This window comes from Cetobacterium sp. NK01 (assembly GCF_024506395.1).
Lineage (GTDB): Bacteria > Fusobacteriota > Fusobacteriia > Fusobacteriales > Fusobacteriaceae > Cetobacterium_A > Cetobacterium_A somerae_A.
This window is the reverse complement of sequence record NZ_JANIBO010000001.1, coordinates 616,397-643,184: the sequence shown is the minus strand read 5'-3', so window position 1 is coordinate 643,184 and position 26,788 is coordinate 616,397. Positions and strand designations below refer to the sequence as shown.

The 26,788-nt window shown below is 28.6% G+C and carries 25 protein-coding genes, 7 tRNA genes and 1 rRNA gene; 31 read left to right on the top strand and 2 right to left on the bottom strand.

Translation table 11 applies throughout. The features are described 5' to 3' along the window. The first annotated feature begins 5 nt into the window (after window positions 1-5). The 31 genes from priA to NON08_RS03000 all read left to right on the top strand — a co-directional run bounded on the left by priA (window position 6) and on the right by NON08_RS03000 (window position 23,942). Window positions 6-2,288 (top strand): primosomal protein N', encoded by a 2,283-nt coding sequence (priA, locus tag NON08_RS03150; RefSeq protein ID WP_256690039.1) that lies wholly within the window; start codon window positions 6-8, stop codon window positions 2,286-2,288. Between the two features lie 41 nt (window positions 2,289-2,329). Continuing rightward, window positions 2,330-2,833, top strand: coding sequence for a peptide deformylase (gene def, locus NON08_RS03145; RefSeq protein WP_040407719.1), 504 nt, complete (start codon window positions 2,330-2,332; stop codon window positions 2,831-2,833). Further along, on the top strand, window positions 2,833-3,102 hold the full coding sequence (locus tag NON08_RS03140) for a septum formation initiator family protein (protein ID WP_023051418.1): 270 nt from the start codon (window positions 2,833-2,835) through the stop codon (window positions 3,100-3,102). The genes def and NON08_RS03140 overlap by 1 nt, the downstream gene beginning before the upstream one ends. Window positions 3,103-3,110: 8 nt before the next feature. Continuing rightward, complete coding sequence (gene glpX, locus NON08_RS03135) at window positions 3,111-4,136, top strand: class II fructose-bisphosphatase (protein WP_023051419.1); 1,026 nt, start codon at window positions 3,111-3,113, stop codon at window positions 4,134-4,136. Between the two features lie 70 nt (window positions 4,137-4,206). Continuing rightward, on the top strand, window positions 4,207-4,701 hold the full coding sequence (locus NON08_RS03130) for a hypothetical protein (RefSeq protein ID WP_256690038.1): 495 nt from the start codon (window positions 4,207-4,209) through the stop codon (window positions 4,699-4,701). Between the two features lie 10 nt (window positions 4,702-4,711). Beyond that, window positions 4,712-6,223: a glycoside hydrolase family 10 protein gene (locus NON08_RS03125; protein WP_256690037.1), complete on the top strand. Its 1,512-nt coding sequence runs from the start codon at window positions 4,712-4,714 to the stop codon at window positions 6,221-6,223. A 54-nt stretch (window positions 6,224-6,277) separates the two neighbouring features. Next, window positions 6,278-6,353 (top strand) — tRNA-Gly (locus NON08_RS03120). A 9-nt stretch (window positions 6,354-6,362) separates the two neighbouring features. Then, window positions 6,363-6,438: transfer RNA gene (locus NON08_RS03115), tRNA-Lys, on the top strand. A gap of 9 nt (window positions 6,439-6,447) precedes the next feature. Then, window positions 6,448-6,522 (top strand) — tRNA-Glu (locus NON08_RS03110). Between the two features lie 3 nt (window positions 6,523-6,525). Continuing rightward, window positions 6,526-6,601: transfer RNA gene (locus NON08_RS03105), tRNA-Val, on the top strand. 5 nt (window positions 6,602-6,606) lie between these two features. Further along, window positions 6,607-6,683: transfer RNA gene (locus NON08_RS03100), tRNA-Asp, on the top strand. A 25-nt stretch (window positions 6,684-6,708) separates the two neighbouring features. Further along, a tRNA-Thr gene (locus tag NON08_RS03095) sits at window positions 6,709-6,784 on the top strand. Between the two features lie 2 nt (window positions 6,785-6,786). Then, window positions 6,787-6,869, top strand: a tRNA-Leu gene (locus tag NON08_RS03090). 127 nt (window positions 6,870-6,996) lie between these two features. Continuing rightward, complete coding sequence (locus tag NON08_RS03085; protein WP_256690036.1) at window positions 6,997-7,917, top strand: hypothetical protein; 921 nt, start codon at window positions 6,997-6,999, stop codon at window positions 7,915-7,917. Continuing rightward, on the top strand, window positions 7,847-8,425 hold the full coding sequence (locus NON08_RS03080; RefSeq protein WP_256690035.1) for a Maf family protein: 579 nt from the start codon (window positions 7,847-7,849) through the stop codon (window positions 8,423-8,425). Before NON08_RS03085 ends, NON08_RS03080 begins: the two co-directional genes overlap by 71 nt. A 21-nt stretch (window positions 8,426-8,446) precedes the next feature. Then, window positions 8,447-9,493: a rod shape-determining protein gene (locus NON08_RS03075; RefSeq protein WP_256690034.1), complete on the top strand. Its 1,047-nt coding sequence runs from the start codon at window positions 8,447-8,449 to the stop codon at window positions 9,491-9,493. Between the two features lie 11 nt (window positions 9,494-9,504). Continuing rightward, window positions 9,505-11,013, top strand: a complete 1,509-nt coding sequence (locus tag NON08_RS03070; protein ID WP_256690033.1) for a hypothetical protein — start codon at window positions 9,505-9,507, stop codon at window positions 11,011-11,013. 14 nt (window positions 11,014-11,027) lie between these two features. After that, the gene (gene scpB / locus NON08_RS03065) at window positions 11,028-11,561 is read left to right on the top strand and encodes an SMC-Scp complex subunit ScpB (protein ID WP_256691218.1); all 534 of its coding nucleotides are present in this window, start codon (window positions 11,028-11,030) and stop codon (window positions 11,559-11,561) included. Next, complete coding sequence (locus tag NON08_RS03060; protein WP_256691217.1) at window positions 11,548-12,252, top strand: pseudouridine synthase; 705 nt, start codon at window positions 11,548-11,550, stop codon at window positions 12,250-12,252. Before scpB ends, NON08_RS03060 begins: the two co-directional genes overlap by 14 nt. Window positions 12,253-12,270: 18 nt before the next feature. Continuing rightward, complete coding sequence (gene gatC / locus NON08_RS03055; protein WP_256690032.1) at window positions 12,271-12,561, top strand: Asp-tRNA(Asn)/Glu-tRNA(Gln) amidotransferase subunit GatC; 291 nt, start codon at window positions 12,271-12,273, stop codon at window positions 12,559-12,561. 21 nt (window positions 12,562-12,582) lie between these two features. Continuing rightward, window positions 12,583-14,028 (top strand): Asp-tRNA(Asn)/Glu-tRNA(Gln) amidotransferase subunit GatA, encoded by a 1,446-nt coding sequence (gene gatA, locus NON08_RS03050; protein WP_023050156.1) that lies wholly within the window; start codon window positions 12,583-12,585, stop codon window positions 14,026-14,028. Next, window positions 14,028-15,473, top strand: a complete 1,446-nt coding sequence (gene gatB / locus NON08_RS03045; protein ID WP_256690031.1) for an Asp-tRNA(Asn)/Glu-tRNA(Gln) amidotransferase subunit GatB — start codon at window positions 14,028-14,030, stop codon at window positions 15,471-15,473. Before gatA ends, gatB begins: the two co-directional genes overlap by 1 nt. Before the next feature lie 10 nt (window positions 15,474-15,483). Continuing rightward, on the top strand, window positions 15,484-16,668 hold the full coding sequence (locus NON08_RS03040) for a L,D-transpeptidase family protein (protein WP_256690030.1): 1,185 nt from the start codon (window positions 15,484-15,486) through the stop codon (window positions 16,666-16,668). Window positions 16,669-16,769: 101 nt separating this feature from the next. Beyond that, window positions 16,770-17,645 (top strand): lysophospholipid acyltransferase family protein, encoded by an 876-nt coding sequence (locus tag NON08_RS03035; protein WP_256690029.1) that lies wholly within the window; start codon window positions 16,770-16,772, stop codon window positions 17,643-17,645. Window positions 17,646-17,654: 9 nt separating this feature from the next. Beyond that, on the top strand, window positions 17,655-18,350 hold the full coding sequence (locus tag NON08_RS03030) for a 5'-methylthioadenosine/adenosylhomocysteine nucleosidase (protein WP_256690028.1): 696 nt from the start codon (window positions 17,655-17,657) through the stop codon (window positions 18,348-18,350). A gap of 20 nt (window positions 18,351-18,370) precedes the next feature. Further along, on the top strand, window positions 18,371-19,615 hold the full coding sequence (locus NON08_RS03025) for a bifunctional folylpolyglutamate synthase/dihydrofolate synthase (protein ID WP_256690027.1): 1,245 nt from the start codon (window positions 18,371-18,373) through the stop codon (window positions 19,613-19,615). Then, on the top strand, window positions 19,605-19,793 hold the full coding sequence (locus NON08_RS03020) for a hypothetical protein (RefSeq protein ID WP_256690026.1): 189 nt from the start codon (window positions 19,605-19,607) through the stop codon (window positions 19,791-19,793). The genes NON08_RS03025 and NON08_RS03020 overlap by 11 nt, the downstream gene beginning before the upstream one ends. Window positions 19,794-19,804: 11 nt before the next feature. Then, window positions 19,805-21,727, top strand: a complete 1,923-nt coding sequence (gene hprK / locus NON08_RS03015; protein ID WP_256690025.1) for an HPr(Ser) kinase/phosphatase — start codon at window positions 19,805-19,807, stop codon at window positions 21,725-21,727. Between the two features lie 17 nt (window positions 21,728-21,744). After that, window positions 21,745-22,644, top strand: coding sequence for a YitT family protein (locus NON08_RS03010; protein ID WP_256690024.1), 900 nt, complete (start codon window positions 21,745-21,747; stop codon window positions 22,642-22,644). Next, window positions 22,644-23,585 carry a DHH family phosphoesterase gene (locus NON08_RS03005; RefSeq protein ID WP_256690023.1) on the top strand — a complete coding sequence of 314 codons (942 nt, stop codon included), beginning with the start codon at window positions 22,644-22,646 and terminating at the stop codon, window positions 23,583-23,585. Before NON08_RS03010 ends, NON08_RS03005 begins: the two co-directional genes overlap by 1 nt. Before the next feature lie 36 nt (window positions 23,586-23,621). After that, window positions 23,622-23,942: a cell division protein SepF gene (locus NON08_RS03000; protein ID WP_256690022.1), complete on the top strand. Its 321-nt coding sequence runs from the start codon at window positions 23,622-23,624 to the stop codon at window positions 23,940-23,942. Between the two features lie 74 nt (window positions 23,943-24,016). Here NON08_RS03000 and rrf read toward each other — a convergent pair. Further along, window positions 24,017-24,133 (bottom strand): 5S ribosomal RNA (gene rrf, locus NON08_RS02995). 65 nt (window positions 24,134-24,198) lie between these two features. Next, the gene (clpB, locus tag NON08_RS02990) at window positions 24,199-26,769 is read right to left on the bottom strand and encodes an ATP-dependent chaperone ClpB (protein WP_256690021.1); all 2,571 of its coding nucleotides are present in this window, start codon (window positions 26,767-26,769) and stop codon (window positions 24,199-24,201) included. Window positions 26,770-26,788: the final 19 nt, after the last annotated feature.

The window sequence follows — 26,788 nt, the reverse complement described above, 5'->3', positions numbered from 1 at the left end:
AAGTAATGAGATATTATAGTGTCTATATAGAAAAGACAAAAGATTTCTATACTTATGCCAGTGATGAAGAGAGTATAAACGTTGGAGATAGAGTCTTGGTATCTTTTAGAAATAAGGATAAAGTGGGACTAATTATTGAAGAAGAAAAAGATAAAGAGTATACTTTTAAAGTTTTAAAAATAAAAAAAGTATTATATGAGGAGTTAAGTTTTTCTAAAAAATTTATAAAATTGTTGTTATGGATAAGAGATTACTATATGAGTCCTTTTGATCAAGTTTTTTCTACAGCAGTGCCTTCAGGAGTAAAAATAAAGTATGAGGATATTTATCGACCTAAAAATCTTAGTGGCACTTTAATTAAAGATGAGATTTTAGAATATTTTTTGAAAAAGAGTTTAGTCAGAAAAAAAACATTGGTTGATAGATTCTCAAAAAATAAAATACAGGAATATCTAGATAATAATTATTTAAAAGTTCAAGATAGTTGGTATGGTCTTCAAGAAGATGTCGAAGATGTTGATTTAGAACTGAAATTATATTTTCAAGAGAGAGTAGAAATTGGAAAAGTAACTTTAGAAAAGAAATTTGACAAAAAAACTATTGAAAATCATTTGAAGAACGGAACATTAATACTTGAAAGAAAAATAAAAAGTTTTAATGAAGAGAAATTGAAAAAAGATATTGAAAAAGAGGTATATAAAGAAGATACTAAATTAAATTCAGAGCAAGAGAGAATAAAAAGTGGTATTGAAACTTCAAATAAAAGACATTTTTTAATAAGAGGAGTAACAGGATCTGGAAAAACTGAGATATATATACAACTTATAAAGAGAGCTTTAGAAAATGGAAAAGGATCAATATTTTTAGTTCCAGAAATATCTTTAACCCCTCAAATGGTAAAAAGATTTAAAAAAGAATTTGGAGAAGAGGTGGCAATACTTCATAGTAGATTATCTAATATAGAAAGAGCTAAAGAGTGGTATAGCATATATACAGGTGATAAAAGAGTTGTTTTAGGAGTTCGTTCAGCAATTTTTGCTCCTGTAAAAAATCTCGAATATATTATTGTGGATGAAGAGCACGAAAATAGTTATAAACAAGATAGTACACCAAGATACAATGCGAAGTATGTAGCTATAAAAAAAGCTGAATTAGAAAATGCAAAAGTAGTTTTAGGTTCAGCAACACCATCGATTGAAAGTTACTACTATGCTAAAAAAGGGATATTTCAACTTTTTGAGATAGATCACAGATATAAGGATGCAAAATTACCAGAGATAGAGATTGTGGATATGAAAGAGGAAAAAGATAGCTTTTTCAGTGAAAAACTTTTAGAGGAGATAAGAGGAGCACTTTTAAGAAAAGAACAAATAATACTTCTTCTAAATAGAAAAGGATATTCTACATTAGTTCAATGCCAAGAGTGTGGACATATGGAAGAGTGTGAGCATTGTTCTATAAAATTAAACTATTATGCAAGTAATAATAGCTTAAAGTGCAACTATTGTGGTATATCAAAAAGATTTTTAGGTCATTGTTCCAAGTGTGGAAGTAAAAATATATCCTTTAGTGGACGTGGAGTTGAAAGAGTAGAAGAGGAACTTAGAAAAAGATTTCCTGTAAACATAATTAGAGTTGATGGAGATGTTTCAAAAGAAAAGAATTTTTATGAAAATATGTATAATGATTTTTTAGGTGGTAAATACGATATTATGATTGGAACTCAAATGATATCTAGAGGATTACATTTTCCCAATGTAACTTTAGTTGGAGTAATAAATGCAGATACAATTATGAGTATCCCTGATTTTAGATCAGGTGAAAGAACATATCAAATGATAACTCAAGTAGCAGGAAGAGCTGGAAGAGGAGAGAAAAAGGGGAAAGTTATAATTCAGACTTATCAACCTGAAAATTATATAATAGAAAAAATTCAGGAAAATAGTTATATAAATTTTTATGAAAAAGAGATAGAGAAAAGAGAGATACTTTATTATCCACCGTTTTCAAAAATAATAAATATTGGAATATCTTCAAATGAGGAGTATGGATTAGAAGAGTATTGTCATTTGGTATTTAAAGAGATTGAACATAAGAAGGTAGAGCTTTATGGACCTATGAAATCATTAGTTTATAAAGTAAAAGGAAGATACAGATGTAATATATTTATAAAAGGGGACAGAAGAGAAATCAATGAGTATAAAATATTTTTAGAAAATAAATTGAAAAAAATAGAGAATAAAAAATATAGAATAGTTGTTGATGTAGACCCGATTAATCTAATATGATATAATATATATTGAAAAAAAAGAGAATTGGAGGAAAATACATGTTATACGACATAAAAATATATGGAAATGAATGTTTAAGAACTGTAGCTGAACCAGTAACAGAAATAACGCCAGAGATACTTGAAATTTTAGATAATATGGTAGAAACAATGCACGAAGCTAATGGAGTAGGACTTGCAGCACCACAAGTTGGAATAAGCAAGAGAATGTTTGTAATTGACGTTGGTGATGGAATTGTAAGAAAAATTATAAATCCAGAATTAATAGAGTTATCAGATACTGTTGAAAATATAGATGAAGGATGTTTAAGTGTTCCAGGAATTTATAAACCTGTAAAAAGATCAGTGACAGTAAAGATAAAGTATTTAAATGAAAAGGGTGAAGAAGTAATAGAAGAGGGAACAGAACTTTTAGGAAGAGCTTTTCAACATGAATATGACCATTTAGAAGCTATTTTATTTGTAGATAAAATATCACCAGTAGCTAAAAGAATGGTATCTAAAAAATTACAACTTTTGAAAAAAGAGGTAGGTAAAAACTAATGAAAAATCTACTTTGGATAGTCCCGTTAGTTATACATTTTGCATTTTTAGGACAAAATATATTTAGATCATTTGTTAAAATCGATAAGTTAAAAATGGAGCAAGAGATAAAGATTAAACAAAAAAAAGAGATTGAAAGCTTAATTGTTAGATATGATGAAATGATTGAGAATATAAATAATCCCTTTTACAGAGAAAAAGTAGCTAGGAATCAACTCCAAATGGTTTTACCAGGAGAAAAAATTTATAGATTAATTGAAACAAAGTAGGAGGAAAAATGAAAAGAGAGTTAGCTTTAGAGTTTGCTAGAGTTACAGAAGCAGCAGCCTTAGCAGCTTACAAATGGGTAGGTAGAGGAGATAAGGAGGCAGCAGATCAAGCAGCGGTAGACGCTATGAGAACTGTACTAAATGGGATAAAAATTCAAGGGGAGATTGTAATAGGAGAGGGAGAGATTGATGAAGCTCCTATGTTATACATCGGTGAAAAGGTAGGAATAGATTCTCCTGATAAAGAAAGATATTCACAAGTGGATATCGCTGTAGATCCAGTTGAAGGAACAAGAATGACAGCACAAGGTCAAGCTAATGCAATTGCAGTTTTAGCAGTAGGGAATAAAGGTAGCTTTTTAAAAGCTCCAGATATGTATATGGAAAAATTAATAGTAGGACCTGAAGCAAAAGGTGTAATTGATTTATCAAAACCTTTAATGGAAAATATAGATAATATATGTAAAGCCTTAAATAAACCATTAAATGAGTTAACTGTAGTAGTATTAGACAAACCAAGACATAAAACTATAATAAAAGATTTACAAGATTTAAATATTAAAGTTTATGCTTTGCCAGATGGAGATGTAGCAGGATCAATACTAACATCAGTTGTAGATTCAGATGTAGATGTGCTTTACGGTATAGGTGGAGCTCCAGAAGGTGTTATATCAGCTGCTGTAATCAAGGCTTTAGGTGGAGATATGCAAGCTAGATTAAAATTAAGAAGTGAAGTAAAAGGTGTGTCATTGGAAAATGATAAAATATCTGCATATGAAAAGTCTAGATGTGAAGAGATGGGTCTAAGAGTAGGAGATGTTTTAAAAATGGATGATCTTGTAAAAGATGATGAAGTTATTTTCTCAGCAACAGGAATAACAAGTGGAGATCTTTTAGAAGGTGTAAAAAGAAAAGGGAATATAGCTAGAACTCAAACTTTAGTTATAAGAGGAAAAAGTAAAACAGTTAGATATATAAATGCTGTTCATAACCTAGATTATAAACCTGAAGATATAATGGAATTAGTAAAATAATTAAATAATAATTGAATAGAAAAGTAGAGAATATTCTCTACTTTTCTTCATTATTAAATGAGGAGGATAAATGTTTTTTTATGATGATTTTATAAAAAAAATAGAAAAGACAAAAGTACAATATAAACCATTAAAGAAGTATAGGCTTGAAGGTAAAAAAATGATTGTATGGTTAGGAACAGGAGTACCACTTATATTAATTGGAGCTCTTCAAGGATATATAGGATATACAAAGAATTTTAGTATACCATATATAGGAATAGCTGCATTACTATTGTTTTTAGGATTTAAACATTTAAAAAATCTTTTTAAATATAAAATAATTTTAGATTGTGAAAATAAAAAGATTTTAGGTCAAGGATTGAATCTATCTTTTGATGAAATAGATACATGTACTATGAAAGAAGGAGTAGTAGGAAAAGGAAATAGATTACAAGTTATAATAAGAATAGTAACAATTGATAAAAGAGAGATAATTATCCCTTTAATTATGGGAAATAAAATTGACTTTATCTGTACTTTAAAGGATGAACTAAAGGGTAAGTTTTCAATAATAAAGGGATAGGAGTGATTCTATGAAAAAATTAACTTTTTTACTTTGTGTGTTTTTAATAAGTTTTTCTTTTGGTTTTAGTAAAGATAATAAGCGAGAGTTTAGAGGTGTTTGGATAGCGACAGTTGACAATATAAACTGGCCTTCTAAACAAGGATTGACTGTTGAAGAACAAAAGCAAGAGTATATTGATATTTTAGATGAGATAAAAAGTTTGAATATGAATGCTATAATAATGCAGGTAAGACCTACAGCAGATAGATTTTATAAAAAAGTTAATAAAGAGCCATGGTCTAAATATATAACTGGAGAAAGCGGTAAAGATCCAGGATATGATCCTTTAGAATTTTTTGTAGAGGAAGCTCACAAAAGAAATTTAGAATTTCATGCATGGTTTAATCCATATAGAATAACATTAAAAAATAATGAAAAAATTCCTGAAAATCATATAGCTAAAAAAAATCCTAACTGGGTTATTGAATATGGTGGCAAATATTATTATGATCCTGGAAATCCAAAAGCTAGGGAGTTTACAGAGGATGTTATAGTTGATGTTGTAAAAAATTATAATATAGATGGTGTTCATATGGATGATTATTTTTATCCATATCCAGTGTTAGATAAAAACAAAAAAGTTGTTCCTTTTGGAGATACTAAATCTTATAAACTATATGGAAAAGGAATGAAACTTGAGGATTGGAGAAGAAAAAATACAGATACTTTTGTGATGGAATTATCGAAAAAAATAAAGAAGACAAAGCCTTATGTGAAGTTTGGAATAAGTCCTTTTGGAGTTTGGAGAAACAACGATAAAGACTCAACTGGATCTGCAACAAGAGCAGGTGCAGAAAATTATGATACTTTATATGCAGATACAAGAACATGGATACAAAATGAATGGATAGATTATATAGTTCCACAAATATATTGGGATTTTAATTTAAAAGTTGCTCAGTACGATATTTTAGTTAATTGGTGGATAAATGAAGTTAAGAATAGTAATGTACATTTGTATATAGGTCATGCAGCTTATAAGATAGGAAGCAATAAAGCTTGGAAAAATGAAGATGAACTTATAGATCAAATAAGGTATAATAGAAATTTTGATAATGTTCATGGAAGTGTATTTTTTGGATTTGATAAGATTCAAAAAAATAGCTTGAATATTAAAACAAATTTAAAAGAAAAAGTTTATAAGACGCAAATATTACCTCCGACAAGTCCATGGATAGATATTGTAGCTCCAAAACCAGTGACTAATATAAAAGCAAAAATTATAAAAGAGGGAGTTCTTTTGACTTGGGATGATCCAGCTAATAATTTTGCTGATTATTATGCTGTATATAGAAGTACAGATAAAGATTTTGACGAAAAAAATTCTGAGTATCTTTTAGCTACTGTAAAAAGAAAATATGGACTAAAGTATTTAGATAAAAATATTGAAAAAAATAAGACTTATTATTATAAAATAGCTCCAGTAGATAGAGTTCATAATCAAGGAGATATAAAAGAAAAAATTATTTTAAAAAAATAAAAAAAGTTTATTGACAAACAGTATAAATTGTGGTACTATATCTTTGTAAGTGATGCGGGAGTAGCTCAGTTGGTAGAGCGTCAGCCTTCCAAGCTGAATGTCGCGAGTTCGACCCTCGTCTCCCGCTCCATACAAAGATGCGTCATTAGCTCAGATGGTAGAGCACACGACTTTTAATCGTGTTGTCACTGGTTCGAGCCCAGTATGACGCACCATTTACCACTGCCCCGTTCGTTCAGTGGTAAGGACAATAGATTTTCACTCTATAAACAGGGGTTCGATTCCCCTACGGGGTACCATTTGGAAGCATAGCTCAGTTGGGAGAGCACCTGCCTTACAAGCAGGGGGTCACTGGTTCAAGTCCAGTTGTTTCCACCATTAATGGGGGTGTAGCTCAGTTGGTTAGAGCGCATGCCTGTCACGCATGAGGTCGCGAGTTCGACCCTCGTCACTCCCGCCATTAATTTTTTATAAAGTAAATAAAAGCCGCTTTAGCTCATCTGGTAGAGCAACTGACTTGTAATCAGTAGGTGATTGGTTCGACTCCGATAAGCGGCACCACTGCGAGGGTGGCGGAATTGGCAGACGCACCAGACTTAGGATCTGGCGTTTCGACGTGAGGGTTCAAGTCCCTCCTCTCGCACCATTTTATGACTAATAACAGTAGACTTCAAAGAAGTCTACTTTTTTTTTTACTCAAATGTTAATTGCTTGAAAACTCTATATCTCTATGGTACAATAATATGAAAAAAAGTTTAATAAAAGGTGCTTGAATGAAAAGAATAAAGTGGTTATTAAGTTTTAAAAATATATACATGATTTTATTGATTTACTTTTTCTTAGGATACTTTTATCCTAACTTTTTGCAAATAAACAATATATATTTGTATATTCAAGAATACCTTGGAATATATGAAAAATTATTGTGGGTATTTCTTATAGGATATGGATTTTCTATGTGTATGCAAAATCCTAATAAAAGAATAGTTCTAAAAACAAGATTATTTTTTATGGTCATTTTAGGTGTTGCTACGGGATATCTTTATTTGCTAGATAATTTGAAAAATTTGGGAGAAATATCATTAGAAAAAGTTCAAGAGTTTGTTATTCAAGTTGGATTGTTAAATATTAACTTAGGATATATTGAACTGTATACTTTTTTAAAAATATTTTCTCGAATAAGAGTTGATGTATTTACAGGAATTTTAATTTTTGTGATTTTTATTTCTCTTATCATCATTTGTGGAAAAATGGTAAGAGGATTGATTATGACAATTGTAAATCTATTCAAAAAGTATATTATTCATATAAAAGAGGAACGAAGATTAAAAGAAGAACGAATTCGATTAGAAAAGCAAGCTAAATTAGAAAAAGATATATATGATGAAATTTGTAATATTCAAAAAATATACGAAGAAAAAGAAAAGGGAAATATATTAGAAGAAAGCATGATTGATGAAGAAAAAATCACTGAAGAAGAATCAGATAATCAAATTTCAGAAACAATATACAAAGAAGAAATTACAACTTTAGAGATGATAACTTTTAAAGAAGTGTTTGAAAAAGAGAATGATAATAAAGAAGTGCATGAAGAAGAAAAGATAGAAGGGAAAGATGAAGACAATGATATTAGCATCCAAATCTCCGAGGAGAAAAGAGATATTAACACATCTGGGATTTCAATTACAAATTAAAAGTAAAGAAATTGAAGAAATAAGTAATAAAGAAAGTATTGTAGAACAAATAAAAGATATATCTTTTAAAAAAGTTTTAGTTGTAGCACTGGAAAATCCCAAAGAATATGTTGTTGGAGCTGATACATTAGTAGAGATAGATGGAAAAGTTTTGGGAAAGCCAAAAGATAGAAAAGATGCCGAAATTATGTTAAAATCACTTTCTGGAAAAACTCATAAAGTAATCACAGCTTATACATTTATGAATTTAGAAAAAGAAATAAATATAACTAATCATGTTGAAAGTTTAGTTTACTTTAAAAAAATAAGTGATAAAGAAATAAATTGGTACTTAGATAGTGGTGAACCAATGGATAAAGCAGGAGCTTATGGAATCCAAGGGTTAGGATCAATTTTTGTAGATAAAATAGATGGAGATTTCTTTTCGATTATGGGGTTTCCAATAAATCATTTTATAAAAACTTTAAATACATTAGGTATAACAGTAGAAAGTTTAAGTAAAATATAAATTAATTTAAGGAGAGTTGTAATGAAAAAAATATTTGGAAAAGTTTTGGGAATATTTTCAGATGATTTAGGAATAGATTTAGGAACTTCAAACACATTAATCTGTGTTAAAAATAAAGGGATAATAATGAATGCACCATCAGTAGTGGCTATCAATACTAAAACAAAAGAGATTTTTGAAGTTGGAGATAAAGCAAAGCAAATGATAGGAAGAACTCCTCATACCGTAGAAGCTATTAGACCTTTGAAAAATGGAGTTATTGCAGATTATGAAATAACTGAAAAAATGTTAAGAGAATTTTATAAAGTTGTAAATAGAGGGAAAAGTTTATCAAGTCCAAGAGTTATAATTTGTGTTCCTGCAGGAGTAACTCAAGTTGAAAAAAGAGCAGTTATGGATGTAACAAGAGAAGCAGGAGCAAGAGAAGCATATTTAATAGAAGAACCAATGGCTGCTGCAATAGGAATAGGATTAAATATATTTGAACCTGAAGGAAATATGGTGGTAGATATAGGGGGAGGAACTACTGAAATAGGAGTTATATCATTAGCTGGTATTGTAAAAACATCATCATTAAAAATAGCTGGAGATAAATTTGATTCATTAATTATAGATTATATTAGACAAAAACATAATCTATTTATAGGAGAAAAAACAGCAGAAGAAATAAAAATAGCAGTGGGAGCAGTAACTGAATTAGAAGAAGATATTTTTATAGAAATTAGTGGAAGAAACGCATTAAGCGGACTACCTAAGAATGTAAAGGTATATTCTTCAGAGATTGCAGAGGCTTTAGAAGAAGCTGTAGTACAAGTGATAGAAGAGATTAAAGGTATTTTAGAGAAAACGCCACCAGAACTATCGTCTGATATAAAGAGAAAAGGTATTTATTTAGCAGGGGGTGGAGCTCTGTTGAGAGGAATTGATAAAAGAATAGCTGAAAGTTTAAGTTTAGAAGTTACTGTTGCTGAAGATCCTTTAAATGCTGTTGTTAATGGAATTCAACAACTTTTAAAAGAGTTTGATAAATATAAGAGAGTTTTAATTTCACCTGAAAGCGATTATTAAAAGAGGAAATTATGAAAAAAATAACACTATTATTTATATTTGTATTTTCAATATTAAAGGCAGACTATCTCATCACCAATGGTGAGATAGCTCTTTTTTATGATGGGAAAAATAATATTTTAAAAGATCTACATGTTAAGCAATCTAAAAATGACATATTATCAAATTTACAAATATTATTGATAAAAGATTATAAGATATATAGAGCGAGAAATTATTATACAGAAACAAAATTTATAGATGGAACAAATATTTTCTACCTAAAAAGTAATATAAATGGTGAAATTTTAGAAACGTATGTAATTCCTTCAAATAATGATAGGGATACGCTATATATTTACACAAATTTAGAGAAAATAAGATGGAAAAATCCATATAAGTTAGTATATAAGTTTTCACCTTTAATATTAGAAGGTAATATTGAAAATAAAGATGAGTATTATAAGTATGATATGATTAATATTTCAAAAGATAAAGACTCACAAATTCTTGTGGCAACAGAAAATGACTTTGAAAATTTTAAAGTGAAAGTTTTAGAAAATACTCTACTAAAAGGATTAAATGAGCGATTGTATTTAGTAAAAAACATTTCCCAAGAAAAAAAAAATGATTTTTTAAAAATTGTGTTTAATAAAAAAAGTCCAACTTTAAAAAAATATTCATTTTTAGAGATTTTTAGCATGGAAAAAACATTCTGGAAAAACTTTAATAAAAAATATTATTTTTTAAAAGAAAATGTTGTTGATCAAATAAAAAAATTATACCTCTTATCAATTGGAAATTATGCTCAAAGTATATTAAATATGAACATGAGTAGAGTTAAGTACATGGAACAATTGAAAGTAATATATTTAAATGGTATATTAAATAAAGAAGAGTTAATACCTGAATTTAATTTTTATAGGGATGATAGTGTTCAAAATATATATACATATTATTTTTATATACAGTTATGCGAGTTGAAGAATAAAAAAATAAATCAAGATCAAATAATTATAGGTAATCTTTCGAATTTAAAGGTAGAAATGAAAAAATATTATACAAGTATATTAAATAAAGAAGGTAATTGGTTAGAGAACAGTGTAATATTTTATGATTTATTGTCAAAGTTAGAGGAGCTTCAATTAAATAAAATATATATAGATGATATTGAACTATTAAAAAAAGAATTAAGTTTAAGTATAGGGCACTCTATTTTGAATAGTTCAGGAATAATTAAAAACTATGAATATATTGAATATTTAAAAATACTACCGGAAAATGTAAGAAATAAAAATATAGAGTATCTTTTAAGAAATACTAAAAATAGATTTGGATTACTGCAAGAAAAAGGTATTATAAATAAAATTGCTAATTTAAGATTAGCATTATTATTATATGAAAATAATAATATAGTTGAGAGTGATAAAATATTTTATAATATAGATTACTTCATAAATTCAGACAAAAATTATACGGGAACAGAGTTAGAAGAAACTTACTTATATTTAAGAAATATACAATATAGGGGATTAATATGATAAAAAATGATACAATAGGAATAAAAGAACAAATAGAATCTATACTACTATTAGGTGGAGATGAAATAAAGATAAGAGATTTGAGTAAATTTTTTTCAGTATCTATAGAAAAAATTTTAGAAATTTTAGAAATTTTAAAAAGAGAACGTTTTAATACGGGAATAAATCTTGAGATAGATCAAGAAGTTGTTTATTTAATAACAAATCCTAGATGTGGAGAGATAGTAAATACATATTTTAAACAAGATGTAAAACCTAAAAAACTATCTAATGCAGCTTTGGAAACTCTTTCAATAATAGCTTATCGTCAACCTATAACTAAGAGTGAAATCGAGGCTGTTAGAGGAGTTTCAACCGATAGAGTTATTCAAACTTTAGAAGAGAGAAAGTTTGTTCGTATATGCGGAAAAAAAGAGAGTATAGGAAGACCTAACCTATATGAGATAACAGATAAATTTTTAGGTTATTTAGGAATTTCATCAGTAGAAGAATTACCACAATATGAAGATATGAAGGAGAAATTAAATGGAAGCAATGAGAATAAATAAATATCTTGCTCAAAATGGATATGCATCTAGAAGAGAGATAGATAAGCTTGTTGAGAATGGTGATATAAAAGTAAATGGTTTAGATGTGACACCAGGACAAAAAGTTACGGATAAGGATAAGATCTATATAAAGGGACAGCTATTTGAAAAACCAAAATCAGAAAATAAAGTTTATTTTTTGCTAAATAAACCCAAAGGTGTTTTAAGTGCTTCAAAAGATGATAGAGGAAGAAAGACAGTTACAGATTTAATAGATACTAAAGAAAGATTATATCCAATAGGAAGATTAGATGCTGACACAGAAGGAGCTATAATCTTGACAAATGATGGAGATATCTTTAATAAAGTTATACATCCAAAAGGAGAAGTTTATAAGGAATATTTTGCAATTGTAAAAGGTGAAATAAGAGATAAAGATCTTTCAAAATTAGCAAAAGGTATAAACTTAGAAGATGGGCAAACATTACCTGCTAAGACAAAGATATTAAAGAGAGCTCAAGGAAGAAGTGAAGTTATAATAGCTATAAGAGAGGGAAAAAATCGTCAAGTTAGAAGAATGTTTGATGCTGTTAAACATCCAGTAGTTTATTTAAGAAGAGAAGCTATTGGGAAAATAAATTTAGGAAATTTAGAAATAGGGAAGTATAGAAAATTAACTTCTCAAGAGATAAAGTATTTAAAATCATTATAGAATATAGGAGGAAGATATATGTCTTTAACAAAAGAAGAGGTTCTGAATGTAGCTAAATTGGCAAGATTAGAATTTAATGAAGAGGAAATTACAAGATTCCAAGCAGACCTAAATAATATATTAGAGTATATAGATGTTTTAGGTGAAATAAATACTGATGAGGTTGAACCATTAGTACAAATTCATGAAACTGGAGTTAAGTTAAGAGAAGATATAATAAGAGAGTCTTTAACTGTTCAGGAAGCTATGAAAAATGCACCTGCTTCAGAGGATGGAGCACTAATAGTACCTAAGGTAGTTGGAGAATAAATTTTAAAGGAGGATTTTTCTGTGAAAAAGATATACGAGTTAACAGCTTTTGAAATAAAAGAAAAAATATTAAATAGAGAATTAACATCTGAAGAGGTTGTTAAAGCTATTTTTGATAGAATAGAAGAAACTGATGGTGAGATTGGAAGTTTTGTATCTCTTAGAAAAGAAAAAGCGATAGAAGAAGCAAAAGCCGTTGATTATAAAATACAAAATGGAGAAACTGTAGGAGCTTTAGCAGGAATTCCAGTAGCCATAAAAGATAACATGGTATCAATTGGAGAACCATCACAATCAGCTTCTAAGATATTAGAAGGATATGAAGGAATATATGACGCTACAGTTGTAAAAAAATTAAAAGATGCAGATGCAATAATAATAGGAAAAACAAACATGGACGAATTCGCTATGGGTTCAACAACAACAACATCTGCTTATGAAAAAACAACTAAAAACCCTTGGGATTTAGATAGAGTTCCTGGAGGGAGTAGTGGAGGAGGAGCTACATCAGTTGCTTCAAACCAATGTTATATATCTCTAGGGTCAGATACAGGTGGAAGTATTAGACAACCAGCATCATTTTGTGGAGTAGTTGGATTAAAACCAACTTATGGAAGAATTTCTAGATATGGTCTTATGGCATTTGCCTCATCTCTAGATCAGATTGGTCCATTTGCTAAAACGGTTAAAGATGTAGCTTTAGCTTTAAATACATTAGCAGGAGTAGATGATTATGATTCTACAGTTGAAGAAGTAGAAGTTCCAAATTATTTAGATTATTTAACTGGAGATATAAAAGGAATGAAGATTGGTGTGCCGAAAGAATACTTCATAGAGGGACTAAATCCAGGAGTAAAAAAGGTTGTAGATGAAGCTTTAGAAACTTTTAAATCTTTAGGTGCAGAGATAGTAGAAATATCATTACCACATACAAAATATGCAGCTCCGACATACTATGTATTAGCTCCAGCAGAAGCTAGTTCAAATTTAGCTAGATTCGATGGTGTTAGATATGGACATAGAACAAAAAATGCTTCAAATATAGATGAGTTATATACAAAATCTAGAAGTGAAGGATTTGGAGATGAAGTAAAAAGAAGAATTATGATAGGAACATATGTTTTAAGTGCTGGATTCTTTGATGCATATTTTAAGAAGGCTCAAAAAGTTAGAAGATTAATAAAAAATGACTTTGATAAAGCTTTTGAAAAGGTTGATATTATATTCACTCCAGTAACACCAGGACCTGCTTTTAGATTGGATGCTAAAAAGACTCCAGTAGAGTTATACTTAGAGGATATCTTTACGATACCAGCAAACCTAGCAGGAATACCAGGAATTTCAATACCAGCAGGAATGACTGAAGGATTACCAGTTGGAATACAATTATTAGGAAAAGCATTTGGAGAAAAAGATATCTTAAAAGCAGGAGATGCTTTTGAAAAAGCGATAAAGGAGAGAGTGTAATGGCGAGACAGTGGGAATCGGTAATAGGACTTGAAGTACACCTTCAATTAAAAACAGGAACAAAAGTTTGGTGTGGATGTAGTGCAGACTATGATAATTCACCAACAAATACGCATACATGTCCAATATGTTTAGGACATCCAGGAGCGTTACCAAAGTTAAATAAAAAAGTAGTTGAATATGCTGTAAAAGCGGCATTAGCTTTAAATTGTAAAATCAATAATGTAAGTGGATTTGATAGAAAAAATTATTTCTACCCAGATACTCCTAAAAATTATCAAATTACTCAATTTGAAAAACCATATTGTGAAAAAGGATTTTTAGATGTAAAGTTAAATTCAGGTAGAGAGTTCACTGTTGGAATTACTAGAATACAAATAGAAGAGGATGCAGGAAAATCTATACATGCAGGGTCTGAATCATTAATAAACTTCAATAGAGCATCAATGCCTCTTTTAGAAATAATATCTGAACCAGATTTAAGAAGTTCTGAAGAAGCTTATGAGTATTTAAACCTTTTAAAAAGTACAATAAAATATACTGGAATAAGTGATGTATCAATGGAATTAGGATCTCTAAGATGTGATGCAAATATATCTGTTATGGAAAAAGGAAGTAAAGTTTTTGGTACAAGAGTTGAAGTAAAAAACTTAAACTCATTTAAAGCAGTTGCAAGAGCTATTGACTATGAGATAGGAAGACAGATTGAGGCTATCGAAAACGGTGGAACTATTGATCAAGAAACTAGACTTTGGGATGATGATGCTCAAGTAACAAGAATAATGAGAAGCAAAGAGGATGCAATGGACTATAGATACTTTGCTGAACCAGATCTTCCAAAGCTTGTTATAAAAGATGAAGAAATTGAAAGAGTAAAAGAATTAATGCCTGAATCAAAATCGGAAAAATTAAAAAGATTTATTGAAACTTATGCATTGCCAGAATATGATGCAAATATATTAACAGATGAGATTGAGTTAGCTGACTATTTTGAAAGAGTGGTAAAAGTTACTAATAATGCTAAACTTTCATCAAACTGGATAATGACTGAAGTTTTAAGAGAGCTGAAGGAAAGTGGAAAAACGATTGAAGAGTCTAAAATATCTTCAGAAGATTTAGGAAAGATAATAAATCTAATTCAAAAAGATATAATTTCATCGAAAATAGCTAAGGAATTATTTACTATAAAATTAAATGACAGTAGAGATCCTGAAGTTATTGTAAAAGAAGAAGGTATGGTACAAGTTGTTGACTTAGGAGAAATAGAAGGAATAGTAAACCAAGTTTTATCAGATAATCCTAAGATGGTAGAAGACTTTAAAAACTCAGATGAAGGTAGAAAGCCAAGAGTTTTAAAGGGATTAATAGGACAAGTTATGAAATTATCAAAAGGAAAAGCAAATCCGAAGATAGTTACAGAGCTTATGGAATCAAAATTAAAATAGGTGGGTTATAATGAAAAAAAGCAAATTAATCTCTTTGGGGATTATGGTATTTGGACTTACTTTTTTATCGCAGCCACTTCATGCAGTTACTAAAAAATTAAAAGAAAAGTACGAAAACGTAATACCAATGAGTGTTCACGTAAATATAATGAATAACGAGGCTGAACCAGAATATTTAAACTATGTCTTTATAAAAAGTGTAGATGCTCCTATAAGAGAGGATTCGTCGATATACTCAAAAGAAATTGTAAGATTTCCTTTTAATACAAAACTAAAAGTTATAGAAAAAGTTGAGTCTAATGGAAATGAGTGGTATAAAGTTGAGCTAAAAGACAGAAATGGAAATAAAGTTCAAGGATATATTTCTGCAATGCTAGTTACATTAAGAAGATTCAGATTTGAAGAGATGAACAATAAAGTTCACAAGTTGACACAATTTTTACAATCTGAGTCAGCAAAAGGTAAGGAATTAGTATCTATAAATACATATGTTCCAAATCCAAGTAATCAGAATATGAGTAGAATAAAGGATAAATATGGAGTTTCAGCAGATCAAAATGCAAGAGCGAACTATAACGGAGAAACAATATTTATACCAGATAGATCTTTAATGTCAGTTGAATCAACAAAAGGAAATGATGTTTATGTTAATGCGCTTTCAATTGCTGAAAAACCATTAAAAGTTAGTAAAAATGTCATTACAAGATATCCAGCTGTTAATGCAAACTTTAGAAAAGCTATTGTTATTGATTTAGAAAATGAGAATCAGGGAATATTTCAGAAGAATTCTGAAGGGCAATGGGAGTTAATATCTTATACTTTAAATAAAACTGGAATGGAAAGTACTTTAGGATTTGATACGCCAAGAGGATATTTCATTGTGCCAGTTTTAAAATATGAGATGGGTTATAGAGATGAATATAATAATGCTGCTGGAATGGCTAAATATGCAATACGTTTTTCTGGTGGTGGATATATTCACGGGACTCCAATTAACTTTGAAGAAAATATAAATAGAGACTTTTTCTTAAGAGAGAAAGATGGAACATTAGGAACAGTTGAAGGAACTAGAAAATGTATTAGAAATATGGAATCACATATTAAGTTTCTTTTTGATTGGGTAACTAATGGAAAAGTTAATAGAAAATCTAATGAACAAAGACCAGATGAAAATGTAATGGTTATAGTATTTTAAAAGGGTGAGCGAGAGCTCACCCTTTGTTATAAAAATAGCATAACTTTTTATTCTATGATATAATAAATTTGTTAAATTAATTGAGATAGGTGATAAAAAGAATGTATAAATTTCAGTTTTTTATATTTAAAATTTTTCGGCGTATTTTACTTTTATTTTCAGAAAAAACAAGATTTAAATTTGCTGAAAAGTTAGGAATTATAGGATATTATCTTATAAAAAAAAGAAGATTAATAGCATTGGCAAATTTAAAACTAGCTTTTCCAGATAAGACGTATGATGAGAGAAAAAAAATAGCAAAAGAATCATATAAAATAATGTCAAAAGCATTTCTTTCAACCTTATGGTTTGAAGACTACTTAAAAACAAATGTTGATTTAGAAGATTTTAATAGAGTAGTTTCAATAAAAGAGAGAGGAAATGGTATAGTAGTAGCTCTTATTCATATGGGAAATATGGAAGCTAGTTTAAAAGCGGGAGAAACCTATAGAATTGTAACAGTAGCTAAAGCTCAAAGAAATCCGTATATTGATAAATTTATAACAGAAGCTAGAAAACAACTCAATGTAACTTTATTAAAGAAATCTAAACAAACATCAAGAGAGTTATTGGAACAAATAGAAGAAAAAAATGTAATTGCGTTATTTACAGATCATAGAGATAAAGGATCAACAGTTGAATTTTTTGGAGAGGAAACTGTATCTCCAACAGGAGTTATAAATATAGCTCTAAAACATAACTTTCCTTTAGTTATAGGGTATAATGTAATGCATGAAGATAACACATGCACAACTTATTTTACAAGAGAGTTAGATTTAGTAAGAACTGCCTCTTTTAAAGATGACGTAAAAGAAAATACTCAATTACTGATGAGTACTATTGAAAATATAATAAAAAATTATCCAGATCAATGGATGTGGTTTCACGATAGATGGAAACTTTCAAAAAAAATAGATAAAAATGAGATAAAAAAATAGGAGGAGAAAATGTTATTAGGTATAATAGGTGCAATGAATGAAGAGGTAATTCAATTAAAAGAAGTAATGAATCTATTGGAAACAAAAGAAATTGGTGGATATAATTTCTTTAAAGGGACATTACTTAATAAAGAGGTTGTATTAGTTGAGTGCGGAATAGGAAAAGTAAATGCAGCAATTTGTTCAACATTGTTGATACAAGAATTTAAAGTAGATAAAGTTTTATTTACAGGAGTTGCAGGAGGATTAAATCCAGAAATAAATATAGGAGATATCGTTATCTCTACAGATTTGGTTGAACATGATTTTGATTGTACAGCTTTTGGATATGATTATGGAGTAATTCCTAGAATGGAGAATTCAACTTTTAAAGCTGATGAAACATTAGTTAATTTAGCAAAAAGAGTTGCGGCAAATAATTTTGGTTCAGAGAGAGTTTTTGTAGGAACAATTGTTAGTGGAGATACTTTTGTTGCATCAAATGATAAAATAAAATGGTTAAGAGATACATTTAAAGGTGAGTGTACCGAGATGGAGGGAGCAGCAGTAGCTCATGTTTGTTATGTTTTAGGAAAGCCATTTGTTATAATAAGATCTATTTCTGATAAGGCTAATCATGATGCTAATATGAACTTTGATGAATTTGTTAAATTAGCTGCTCAAAATTCAAAATTAATAATAGAAGGAATGTTAAAAGAGATATAAATAATTAAAGGGGGAATTGTGTGAATATTGAAAAATTATTAGATGAGTTATACTCCTATTCACTTCATGGAATAAAACTAGGTTTAAAAAATATTGAAGATATTTGTAAAGCGATGGATAATCCTCAAAAAAATTATAAAACAATTCATGTGGCAGGAACTAATGGAAAAGGATCAACTTCAACAACAATAGAAACAGTATTAATAGAGCATGAGAAAAAAGTTGGAAAGTATACATCACCACATATTTTAAGATTTAATGAAAGAATATCAGTGAACGGAATTGAAATAACAGATGAGGAAATAGCATATTACTATTCCTATGTAAAAAATATAATAGAAGAGTTAAAAATAACACCAACATTTTTTGAAGTTACTACAGCTATGATGTTTAAATATTTTTCAGATAAAAAAGTAGAATATGCAGTTATAGAAGTTGGAATGGGCGGAAGATATGATGCTACAAATATTATAGATTCAGATATTTGTGTAATAACAAATGTTAGTTTAGACCACACAGAATTTTTAGGAAAAACTATATATGATATAGCCTGTGAAAAAGCAGGGATAATAAAGAAGGATTCCAAAGTTATTGTTGGGAGCTCTGATTTAGAGTTTCTAAAAGGGATTGAGGAGAAAACTAAAGATTATATAAATATAATCGAAAAATATAAAAAAGGAAGATATTTTTTAGACTTTAAAAAATATAAAACTATAGTAGAAGTAGATGAAGATATATATAATTTTTCTTTATTTGGTGATTATCAATATAAAAATTTTTTATGTGCTTTGGAAGTCTTAAAAGAGTTAAAAGTTCCAGTTGATATAATAAAAAAAGGTGTAGAAAAAGTAAAATGGCAGTGTAGATTTGAAATTATACATGCCAAAGATAAGATAATTATTTTAGATGGAGCACATAATGAGGATGGAATGAAGACACTTTGTGATACTTTAAAATTAGGTTTTAAAAAAGATGATATTACAGCAATCGTTTCAATTTTAAAAGATAAAGACTATAAAAAGATTTTAGAAATTTTAGAAAAAACGGTTGGAAAAATAATATTCACATCTTTAGTTGAAAATAAAAGAGGACAAAGTGCTGTTGAACTTTTTAATAACTCTAATAAAAAAGATAAAGATTATAAAGAAAATATAAATGAAGCATATAATTTAGCTAACATAGGGAATACAAAAGCTGTATTATTTTGTGGATCATTTTATTTATTAAGTAAATTTAAAGAGGAAGTATTAGTTAATGAAAAGTAATATTTTTTTTAAAATATTCACTATTATAGTAACATTTATAATAGGATATTTTTTATATGAGCATATTAATATATTAAAAAATGAATATTTAAAAAGAGAAAATCAAAAAAATTTATTTTTAGAAAAAATTGATAAAACTTATAAAGAGAGAGATAAAGAGTTTTATAAAAGCAACTAGAGGAGCTTAAAATGGAAAAAATTATAGCAAGAAAATTTCCAAAAGTTAAAGATTTAGCTAATGTATTAGGACTTGTACCACTTTTAGATGTAAATATGGAGAGAGAGATTAAAACTCAAAGTGTTTATAGAGTTGGATATGAATTAAGCGGTTTTTTTACAGAGGGAGAAGAGCTACATAGTAATGTAAACGTTTTAGGAAGAAAAGAAGTTGGATATCTTTCACATATAGAAAAAAATAAAAGAAAAGAAATTCTTGAAAAATATTTAAGCTATCCATTTCCAACATTAATAGTGACTGTAGAAAACTATATAGTAGATGAAATTGTTGAAATAGCTAAAAAGTATAAAAAACCAGTGTTGAAATCAAATAATAAAACTATTGAATTTATAAGAAATGCAAAATTTTATCTACAAAAAGTTCTAGCAGAAGAAATTATAATTGATAATTGTATATTATTGGATATATATGGTGTTGGAATTTTATTAAAAGGTTATGAAGATGCTAGATTAGGTGCAACAGTAGAGCTTTTAGAAAGAGGTCATAAGTTTATAACAGATACAAGACTAAAGGTTCAAAATATAGCAAATAGATTTATATTAGGATCTAATACAGCAGATAAAGAAAGCGGAGATAGTCATTTTTATCTTTTTGGAAAAGATGGAAATGATATAGATGTGACAACTCATTTTGGAATAAAAAGTACAAGAAAAAAGAAAAAAATTACTTTACTAATTGAACTTGAAAAATGGGATGAGAAAAAATTTTATGATCGTTTAGGATTAGATGAGGTTTATGAGGAATTCCTAGGGTTTAAAATACCTAAAGTGACTTTACCAGTTAGAAAAGGAAGAAATTTAGCAATTATAATAGAAACTGCAGCTATAAATTATAGACTGAAAAAAACAGGAGTAAACTCAGCAGAATATTTTTGGAGAGAATCTAAAAAATTAATTGAAGAAAATAGAGAAAATAAAAAGCGAGGACTAATTGTGAACGATAAAACGAGTATGCCAGTTAGATATATAAAAACAAGATTTAATTTAAATGTATTAAATGGAGAAGAATTTTTAGATAATAAATATATTACAACAACAGGTGTTTATAGACCATCATTAGCTTTAACAGGATATTTTGATATGTATGGAGAAGATGGATATAAAGGTTTACAGTTATTTACGGATACAGAGTTTAAATACTTAGAGAGCATTCCTATTGAAAATAGAGAACGAAATTTAGAAAGATATTTAGATGAAGATTTTCCTGCTATAATAATTTCTGGGGTAAAAAATATTCCAGATTATTTTTTAAATAGAATTATTGAGAAAAAAATAATATTATTAGAAACAAAATTAGATAGACCTAGTCATGTAGTTGCGACATTTAGTGCATATTTAGAGAATTATTTTGCACCTTCAACATCAGTCCATGGAGTTTTTGTAGAGTTATATGGTTTTGGTGTTTTATTAACAGGAAAAAGCGGTATAGGAAAAAGTGAAACAGCATTAGAGCTTATTCATAGAGGTCATAGACTAATAGCAGATGATTCTGTTCGTTTTGAAAAAGGTGTAATAGGAGATATCACAGGTCGAGCTTCAAAATTACCTTATTTTATGGAAATACGTGGATTAGGAATAATAGATGTTAAAGCTTTGTACGGTGTAGGAGCAGTAAGAATAAGTAAAAGGTTAGATATGATAATTGAGCTTCAAGAGTTGAAAAGTGAAGATTATCTAACTGCTATGGATTATCAAGAATCCACAGAAGTTTTATTAGGAAATGAGATTCCTAAAATAAAACTATATATATCTTCAGGAAGAAATGCCGCAGCTATGGTTGAAATAGCAGTTATGAACTTAATGGCTAAAAGAATGGGGTATAATTCAGAAGAGGTTTATTTAAGAGAATTAAAAAATAAAAATTACAATAATTAAGAATCGGGGGATTTAAATTGAAAAGAAAAAAAATTAAGATTTTAGGAGAGTATATATATATTTATATTGGAACTTTAATTGCTTCAATAGCAATCAATGCTTTTTTAGTTCCATCTAATTTAGCTCCAGGTGGTGCGACAGGTCTTTCAATCTTAATAAACTATATGACAGGAATACCTGTAGGAACATTGATATTTGTAATAAATATTCCACTATTTATAATAGGAGTAAAAATTTTTGGGCGATCATATGGAGCTAAAACTTTAGCAGGAATATCTTTTTTATCATTAAATGTGGAATTAATAAAGAAAGTAATACCAGAAATTGATAAAATAATAGATTTTACAAACCCAAGTAATATTTTTTTAGGCACACTTTATGGTGGATTATTAATGGGAATAGGAATAGGAACAGTAATAAAAAATGGTGGAACAACAGGCGGTAGTGATATAGTTTCAGGAATAATAAATAAATTTTTTAAGATTCCAATAGGTCAAGCTTTAATAATAATAGACTCTACGGTAGTTTTATTAGCCGCATATATTTTTGGTGCAGAAAAAGCATTATATGCGTTAATAAATCTATATGCAACAGGAATTGTAATAAACAAATTAATAAACGGTTTAGGAAATGCAAAAATGGTATATATTATAACTTCTGAAATCGAAAAAATTAGAAAAATAATTGTAGAAGATTTAGGAAAAACAGGGAATTATTATCAGGCAGAGGCACTATATTCAAAAAATAGAAGAGATGTTGTAACAACCGTTCTTAGAAATAGAGAGATTTATTTATTAAAGGATCTTATAACTGAAGCTGATAAAGAAGCTTTTGTAGTTGTTTCAGATGTTCATGAAGTATTAGGAAGAGGCTATACTTTTGATATTGAAAGCACTAAAAGTAGAAAGGAAAAATAATGAAAGAAATAAAGGAAAAAATAGAGCAAAGCAATAATATAATTATTGTAGGACATGTAAATCCTGATGGAGATACTGTAGGTTCTGGATTAGCACTTTTATTAGGATTAGAAAAACAATATCCAAATAAAAGAATTGATTTTGTCTTACAAGATGATATTCCAAAAAATATAGCTTTTCTAAAGGGTAGTGAAAAAATAAAAAAAATAGAAGATGTAAGAAATTCAAATTATGATTTATCAATATTTGTTGATTCAGCTACAATAGATAGAGTAGGAAAGGTTATAAAATTAATAGGAGATATATTTAAAATAAATATAGATCATCATATAAGTAACCCAAAATATGGAGACATAAATATAGTAAAAGATATATCTTCAACATCTGAAATAATGTATTCTATTTTAAAGGATTTAGATATAAAAATATCTTTAGAAATGGGTGAAGCGATTTATTTAGGACTAGTTAATGATACTGGAAACTTTGCACATAGTAATGTAACAGATAAAACTTTTTTAGTAGCTTCTGAATTAATGAAAATAGGTGTAAATAATAATAAAATTGTAAATGATTTTTTTAAGACAAAATCTTTTGAAAGAATGAAAGTTTTAGGAAAGGCTTTAAGCGAAATGGTTTTTGTAGAAGAGAAAAAGTTGATGTATTTTTATCTTTCATATGAGGTTTTAAAAAGTTTAAATGCAATAAAAGATGATACTGAAGGGATTGTAGAAGAGTTAGTAAATTATAGTGGAAGTGAAGTTTCATTATTTTTAAGAGAAGAAGAAAATGGAAAAATAAAAGGAAGTTTAAGAAGTAAACATAATATTGATGTTAATAAAATTGCAGGAATATTTGGTGGCGGTGGTCATATAAAAGCTGCTGGATTTACAACAGAACTTTCAGCTGAGGAAATTATAAAAATAGTAGTAGAAAATTTATAAATAGTGTATAATTTTATAAAAAAGGAGGGTGTATAAATGGCAGAGTTTGATATAATTTTTTTAAAACCCACTAGATTTGAAGATTGTATAAAATGTGTTGAACATATAAAATCTGAAAAGATAGTTCATATAAATTTATGTGATTTAGATTCAGAAAAATCACAAAGAATTTTGGACTTTATAAGTGGAGCTGTACATATACAGGAAGGACAAATAATTAATCCAGGAGATAAGATATATTGTTCAATTCCTAAAAATAAAACATATGAATTAGATTATAAAGAATTAACAAATAATATAACAAATCCAAGATTTGATGAAGAGGAAGAAATAATTCCAAGATATCATAGAAGATAAAAAAAGGGACACCAAAGGTCCCTTTTTTACTTTAAGATATTTTTAGTTTTTTTATTTAATCAGCCAATAAAAAAGCTTGGCAACTACCTATCCTCCCAGGGGGCTGCCCCCCAAGTACTTTCGGCGTTTACGGGCTTAACTTCCAGGTTCGAAATGTTACTGGGTGTACCTCCGTAGCTATCGTTGCCAAGCTATATAATAATAACATTTTTTTTATAAAATGTCAATAAAAAAAATGGGCTTTAGCCCATTTTTTCTAAGGAATGATATTAAAGATAATATCATCATCTTTGTAATCAACTTCAACAGTTTCTCTCTCTTTTACATTACCTTTTAAGATAATTTTAGCTATTTCAGTTTCAATATATTTTTGAATATATCTTCTTAACGGTCTTGCTCCAAATTGAGGATCATAAGCAGTTTTAGCTAAAAATTCAGCAGCATTGTCAGTTATTTTAAAGTTAATTTTTCTATCTTTCAATTTATTTTCTAAAGCTTTTAAAAGTTGATGAACAATATTTTTAATTTCTTTAAGTCCAAGACCTCTAAAGATAATAGTTTCATCAATTCTATTTAAAAACTCAGGTCTAAAATTAGAAAGAAGCATTTGATTAATATTAAATCTAGTTTCTTCTTTTAAACTAGGATCTTCTAAAATTAAATGACTTCCAATATTAGATGTCATAATGATTAGAGTATTTTTAAAGTCAACAACTTTACCTTGCCCATCAGTTAATCTTCCGTCATCTAAAACTTGAAGAAGAATATTAAATGTATCAGGATGTGCTTTTTCAATTTCATCAAAAAGAATAACAGAGTATGGTTTTCTTCTAACTGCTTCAGTTAACTGTCCTCCTTCTTCATAACCAACATATCCTGGAGGGGCACCAATTAGTCTAGTAACCGAGAACTTATCCATATATTCACTCATATCTATTCTTATTACATTTTCTTCATCATCAAATAAAAAGTATGCTAATGATTTAGCTAAGTAAGTTTTACCAACACCAGTAGGTCCTAAGAATACGAAAGATCCGATTGGTCTGTTAGGGTCTTTAAGTCCAGCACGAGCTCTTAAAATAGTCTCAGATACAGCTTTAACAGCTTCTTCTTGTCCAATAACTCTAGCATTTAAGTTATCTTCTAATTTTAAAAGTTTCTCCTTTTCACTTTCCATAAGTTTAGAAAGTGGAATACCAGTCCATTTAGAAATAACTTCAGAAATTTCTTCGACTCCAACTTCTTGCTTAACAAGTTTATTAACTGGAACTTCTTCAAGACGCTCTTGTTCTTGTACGAGCTCTTTTTCAAGAGTAGCCAACTTTCCATATTTTAGTTCAGCTAATCTATTTAAATCATATTTTCTTTCAGCTTCTAAAATTTCAAGTTTAACTTTTTCAATCTCAGATTTAATCTCTTTAACTTTATTTAAATCTTGTTTTTCATTTTCCCATTGTGCTTTTAAAAGTGATTTTTGCTCTGTTAAACTAGAAAGTTCCTTTTCTAAAATCTCAAGTCTTTCTTTAGAATATGGATCAGTCTCTTTTTTTAGAGCCTCTTTTTCAATTTCTAATTGCATAACTTTTCTTGTTAATTGATCTAATTCTTCTGGCATAGAATCCATTTCAGTTCTAATCATAGCTGCAGCTTCATCTATAAGGTCGATAGCTTTATCAGGAAGCTGTCTATCAGGAATATATCTGTGACTAAGCACAGCAGCCTCAACAATGGCTCCATCTGTTATTCTAATACCGTGATAAACTTCAAACTTTTCTTTAATACCTCTTAAGATAGATATTGTATCTTCAACAGTTGGTTCATTTACCATAACTACTTGGAAACGTCTTTCTAAAGCAGGGTCTTTTTCAATATACTTTCTATACTCATCTAAGGTTGTAGCTCCAATAACTTTAATTTCTCCTCTAGCTAACATAGGTTTTAATAAATTTCCAGCATCCATTGCACCATCAGATTTTCCAGCTCCAACAATTGTATGTATTTCATCTATAAACAGAATAATTTCACCATTAGAATCTTCTACCTCTTTTAAAACAGCTTTTAAACGTTCTTCAAATTCTCCTCTAAATTTAGCACCAGCTATTAGCGATCCCATATCTAAAGAGAAAACTTTTTTATTTTTTAAAGAATCAGGAACATCACCATTTAAAATTCTTTGGGCAAAACCTTCAGCAATAGCAGTCTTACCTACTCCAGGTTCTCCAATTAAAACGGGATTATTTTTAGTTCTTCTAGAAATTATTTGTATAGTTCTCCTAATTTCACTATCCCTACCAATAATAGGATCAATTTTTCCTTGTCTAGCTAGTTCAACAAGATCTCGACCATATTTTTCTAAAACTTCATACTTGACTTCAGGATTAGGAGAATCTACTTTTTTATTTCCTCTAATTTCTAAAATAGTTTTTTCAAATAGAATGCGATCAATACCTAATTTTGCTAAAAAACTAGTATTGTCTAATAAAGAAAGGAAAATATGCTCCACACTAATGTATGAATCTCCCATCAACTGCATAAGTTTCTGAGCTTCTATTAAAACTTCATTTGTTTTAGAGTCTAGTCCAATTGAAGTATTAGTAGCTCCTTGAATTTTTGGAAGTTTATTGCAAAGATCTTCTAAACTGTTTTGTAAAGAATTTGTATTAACTCCCATTTTTGTTAAAACTCTTACAATTAAACCTTCTTTATGAGCAACTAAAGCCAGTGCCAAAATTTCAGGTTTAATGCTCTGTTGCATATAAGTTTGAGCAATAGTTTGAGCATCAGTTAATGCGAGCATTGAGTTTTCTGTAAAATTATTAGGATTCATAAATATCACCTCTTAATAA

Bases quoted from the DNA above. Each gene is read 5' to 3' on its own strand.
- glpX (WP_023051419.1), top strand. From the start codon at position 3,111: ATGAAAAGAGAGTTAGCTTTAGAGTTTGCTAGAGTTACAGAAGCAGCA.
- NON08_RS03020 (WP_256690026.1), top strand. From the start codon at position 19,605: ATGAAAAGTAATATTTTTTTTAAAATATTCACTATTATAGTAACATTT.
- NON08_RS03085 (WP_256690036.1), top strand. From the start codon at position 6,997: ATGAAAAGAATAAAGTGGTTATTAAGTTTTAAAAATATATACATGATT.
- def (WP_040407719.1), top strand. From the start codon at position 2,330: ATGTTATACGACATAAAAATATATGGAAATGAATGTTTAAGAACTGTA.
- gatC (WP_256690032.1), top strand. From the start codon at position 12,271: ATGTCTTTAACAAAAGAAGAGGTTCTGAATGTAGCTAAATTGGCAAGA.
- NON08_RS03125 (WP_256690037.1), top strand. From the start codon at position 4,712: ATGAAAAAATTAACTTTTTTACTTTGTGTGTTTTTAATAAGTTTTTCT.
- NON08_RS03040 (WP_256690030.1), top strand. From the start codon at position 15,484: ATGAAAAAAAGCAAATTAATCTCTTTGGGGATTATGGTATTTGGACTT.
- priA (WP_256690039.1), top strand. From the start codon at position 6: ATGAGATATTATAGTGTCTATATAGAAAAGACAAAAGATTTCTATACT.
- clpB (WP_256690021.1), bottom strand. From the start codon at position 26,769: ATGAATCCTAATAATTTTACAGAAAACTCAATGCTCGCATTAACTGAT.
- NON08_RS03140 (WP_023051418.1), top strand. From the start codon at position 2,833: ATGAAAAATCTACTTTGGATAGTCCCGTTAGTTATACATTTTGCATTT.
- NON08_RS03075 (WP_256690034.1), top strand. From the start codon at position 8,447: ATGAAAAAAATATTTGGAAAAGTTTTGGGAATATTTTCAGATGATTTA.
- NON08_RS03080 (WP_256690035.1), top strand. From the start codon at position 7,847: ATGATATTAGCATCCAAATCTCCGAGGAGAAAAGAGATATTAACACAT.
- gatB (WP_256690031.1), top strand. From the start codon at position 14,028: ATGGCGAGACAGTGGGAATCGGTAATAGGACTTGAAGTACACCTTCAA.
- NON08_RS03030 (WP_256690028.1), top strand. From the start codon at position 17,655: ATGTTATTAGGTATAATAGGTGCAATGAATGAAGAGGTAATTCAATTA.
- NON08_RS03005 (WP_256690023.1), top strand. From the start codon at position 22,644: ATGAAAGAAATAAAGGAAAAAATAGAGCAAAGCAATAATATAATTATT.
- NON08_RS03060 (WP_256691217.1), top strand. From the start codon at position 11,548: ATGAGAATAAATAAATATCTTGCTCAAAATGGATATGCATCTAGAAGA.
- NON08_RS03035 (WP_256690029.1), top strand. From the start codon at position 16,770: ATGTATAAATTTCAGTTTTTTATATTTAAAATTTTTCGGCGTATTTTA.
- hprK (WP_256690025.1), top strand. From the start codon at position 19,805: ATGGAAAAAATTATAGCAAGAAAATTTCCAAAAGTTAAAGATTTAGCT.
- NON08_RS03070 (WP_256690033.1), top strand. From the start codon at position 9,505: ATGAAAAAAATAACACTATTATTTATATTTGTATTTTCAATATTAAAG.
- NON08_RS03000 (WP_256690022.1), top strand. From the start codon at position 23,622: ATGGCAGAGTTTGATATAATTTTTTTAAAACCCACTAGATTTGAAGAT.
- NON08_RS03130 (WP_256690038.1), top strand. From the start codon at position 4,207: ATGTTTTTTTATGATGATTTTATAAAAAAAATAGAAAAGACAAAAGTA.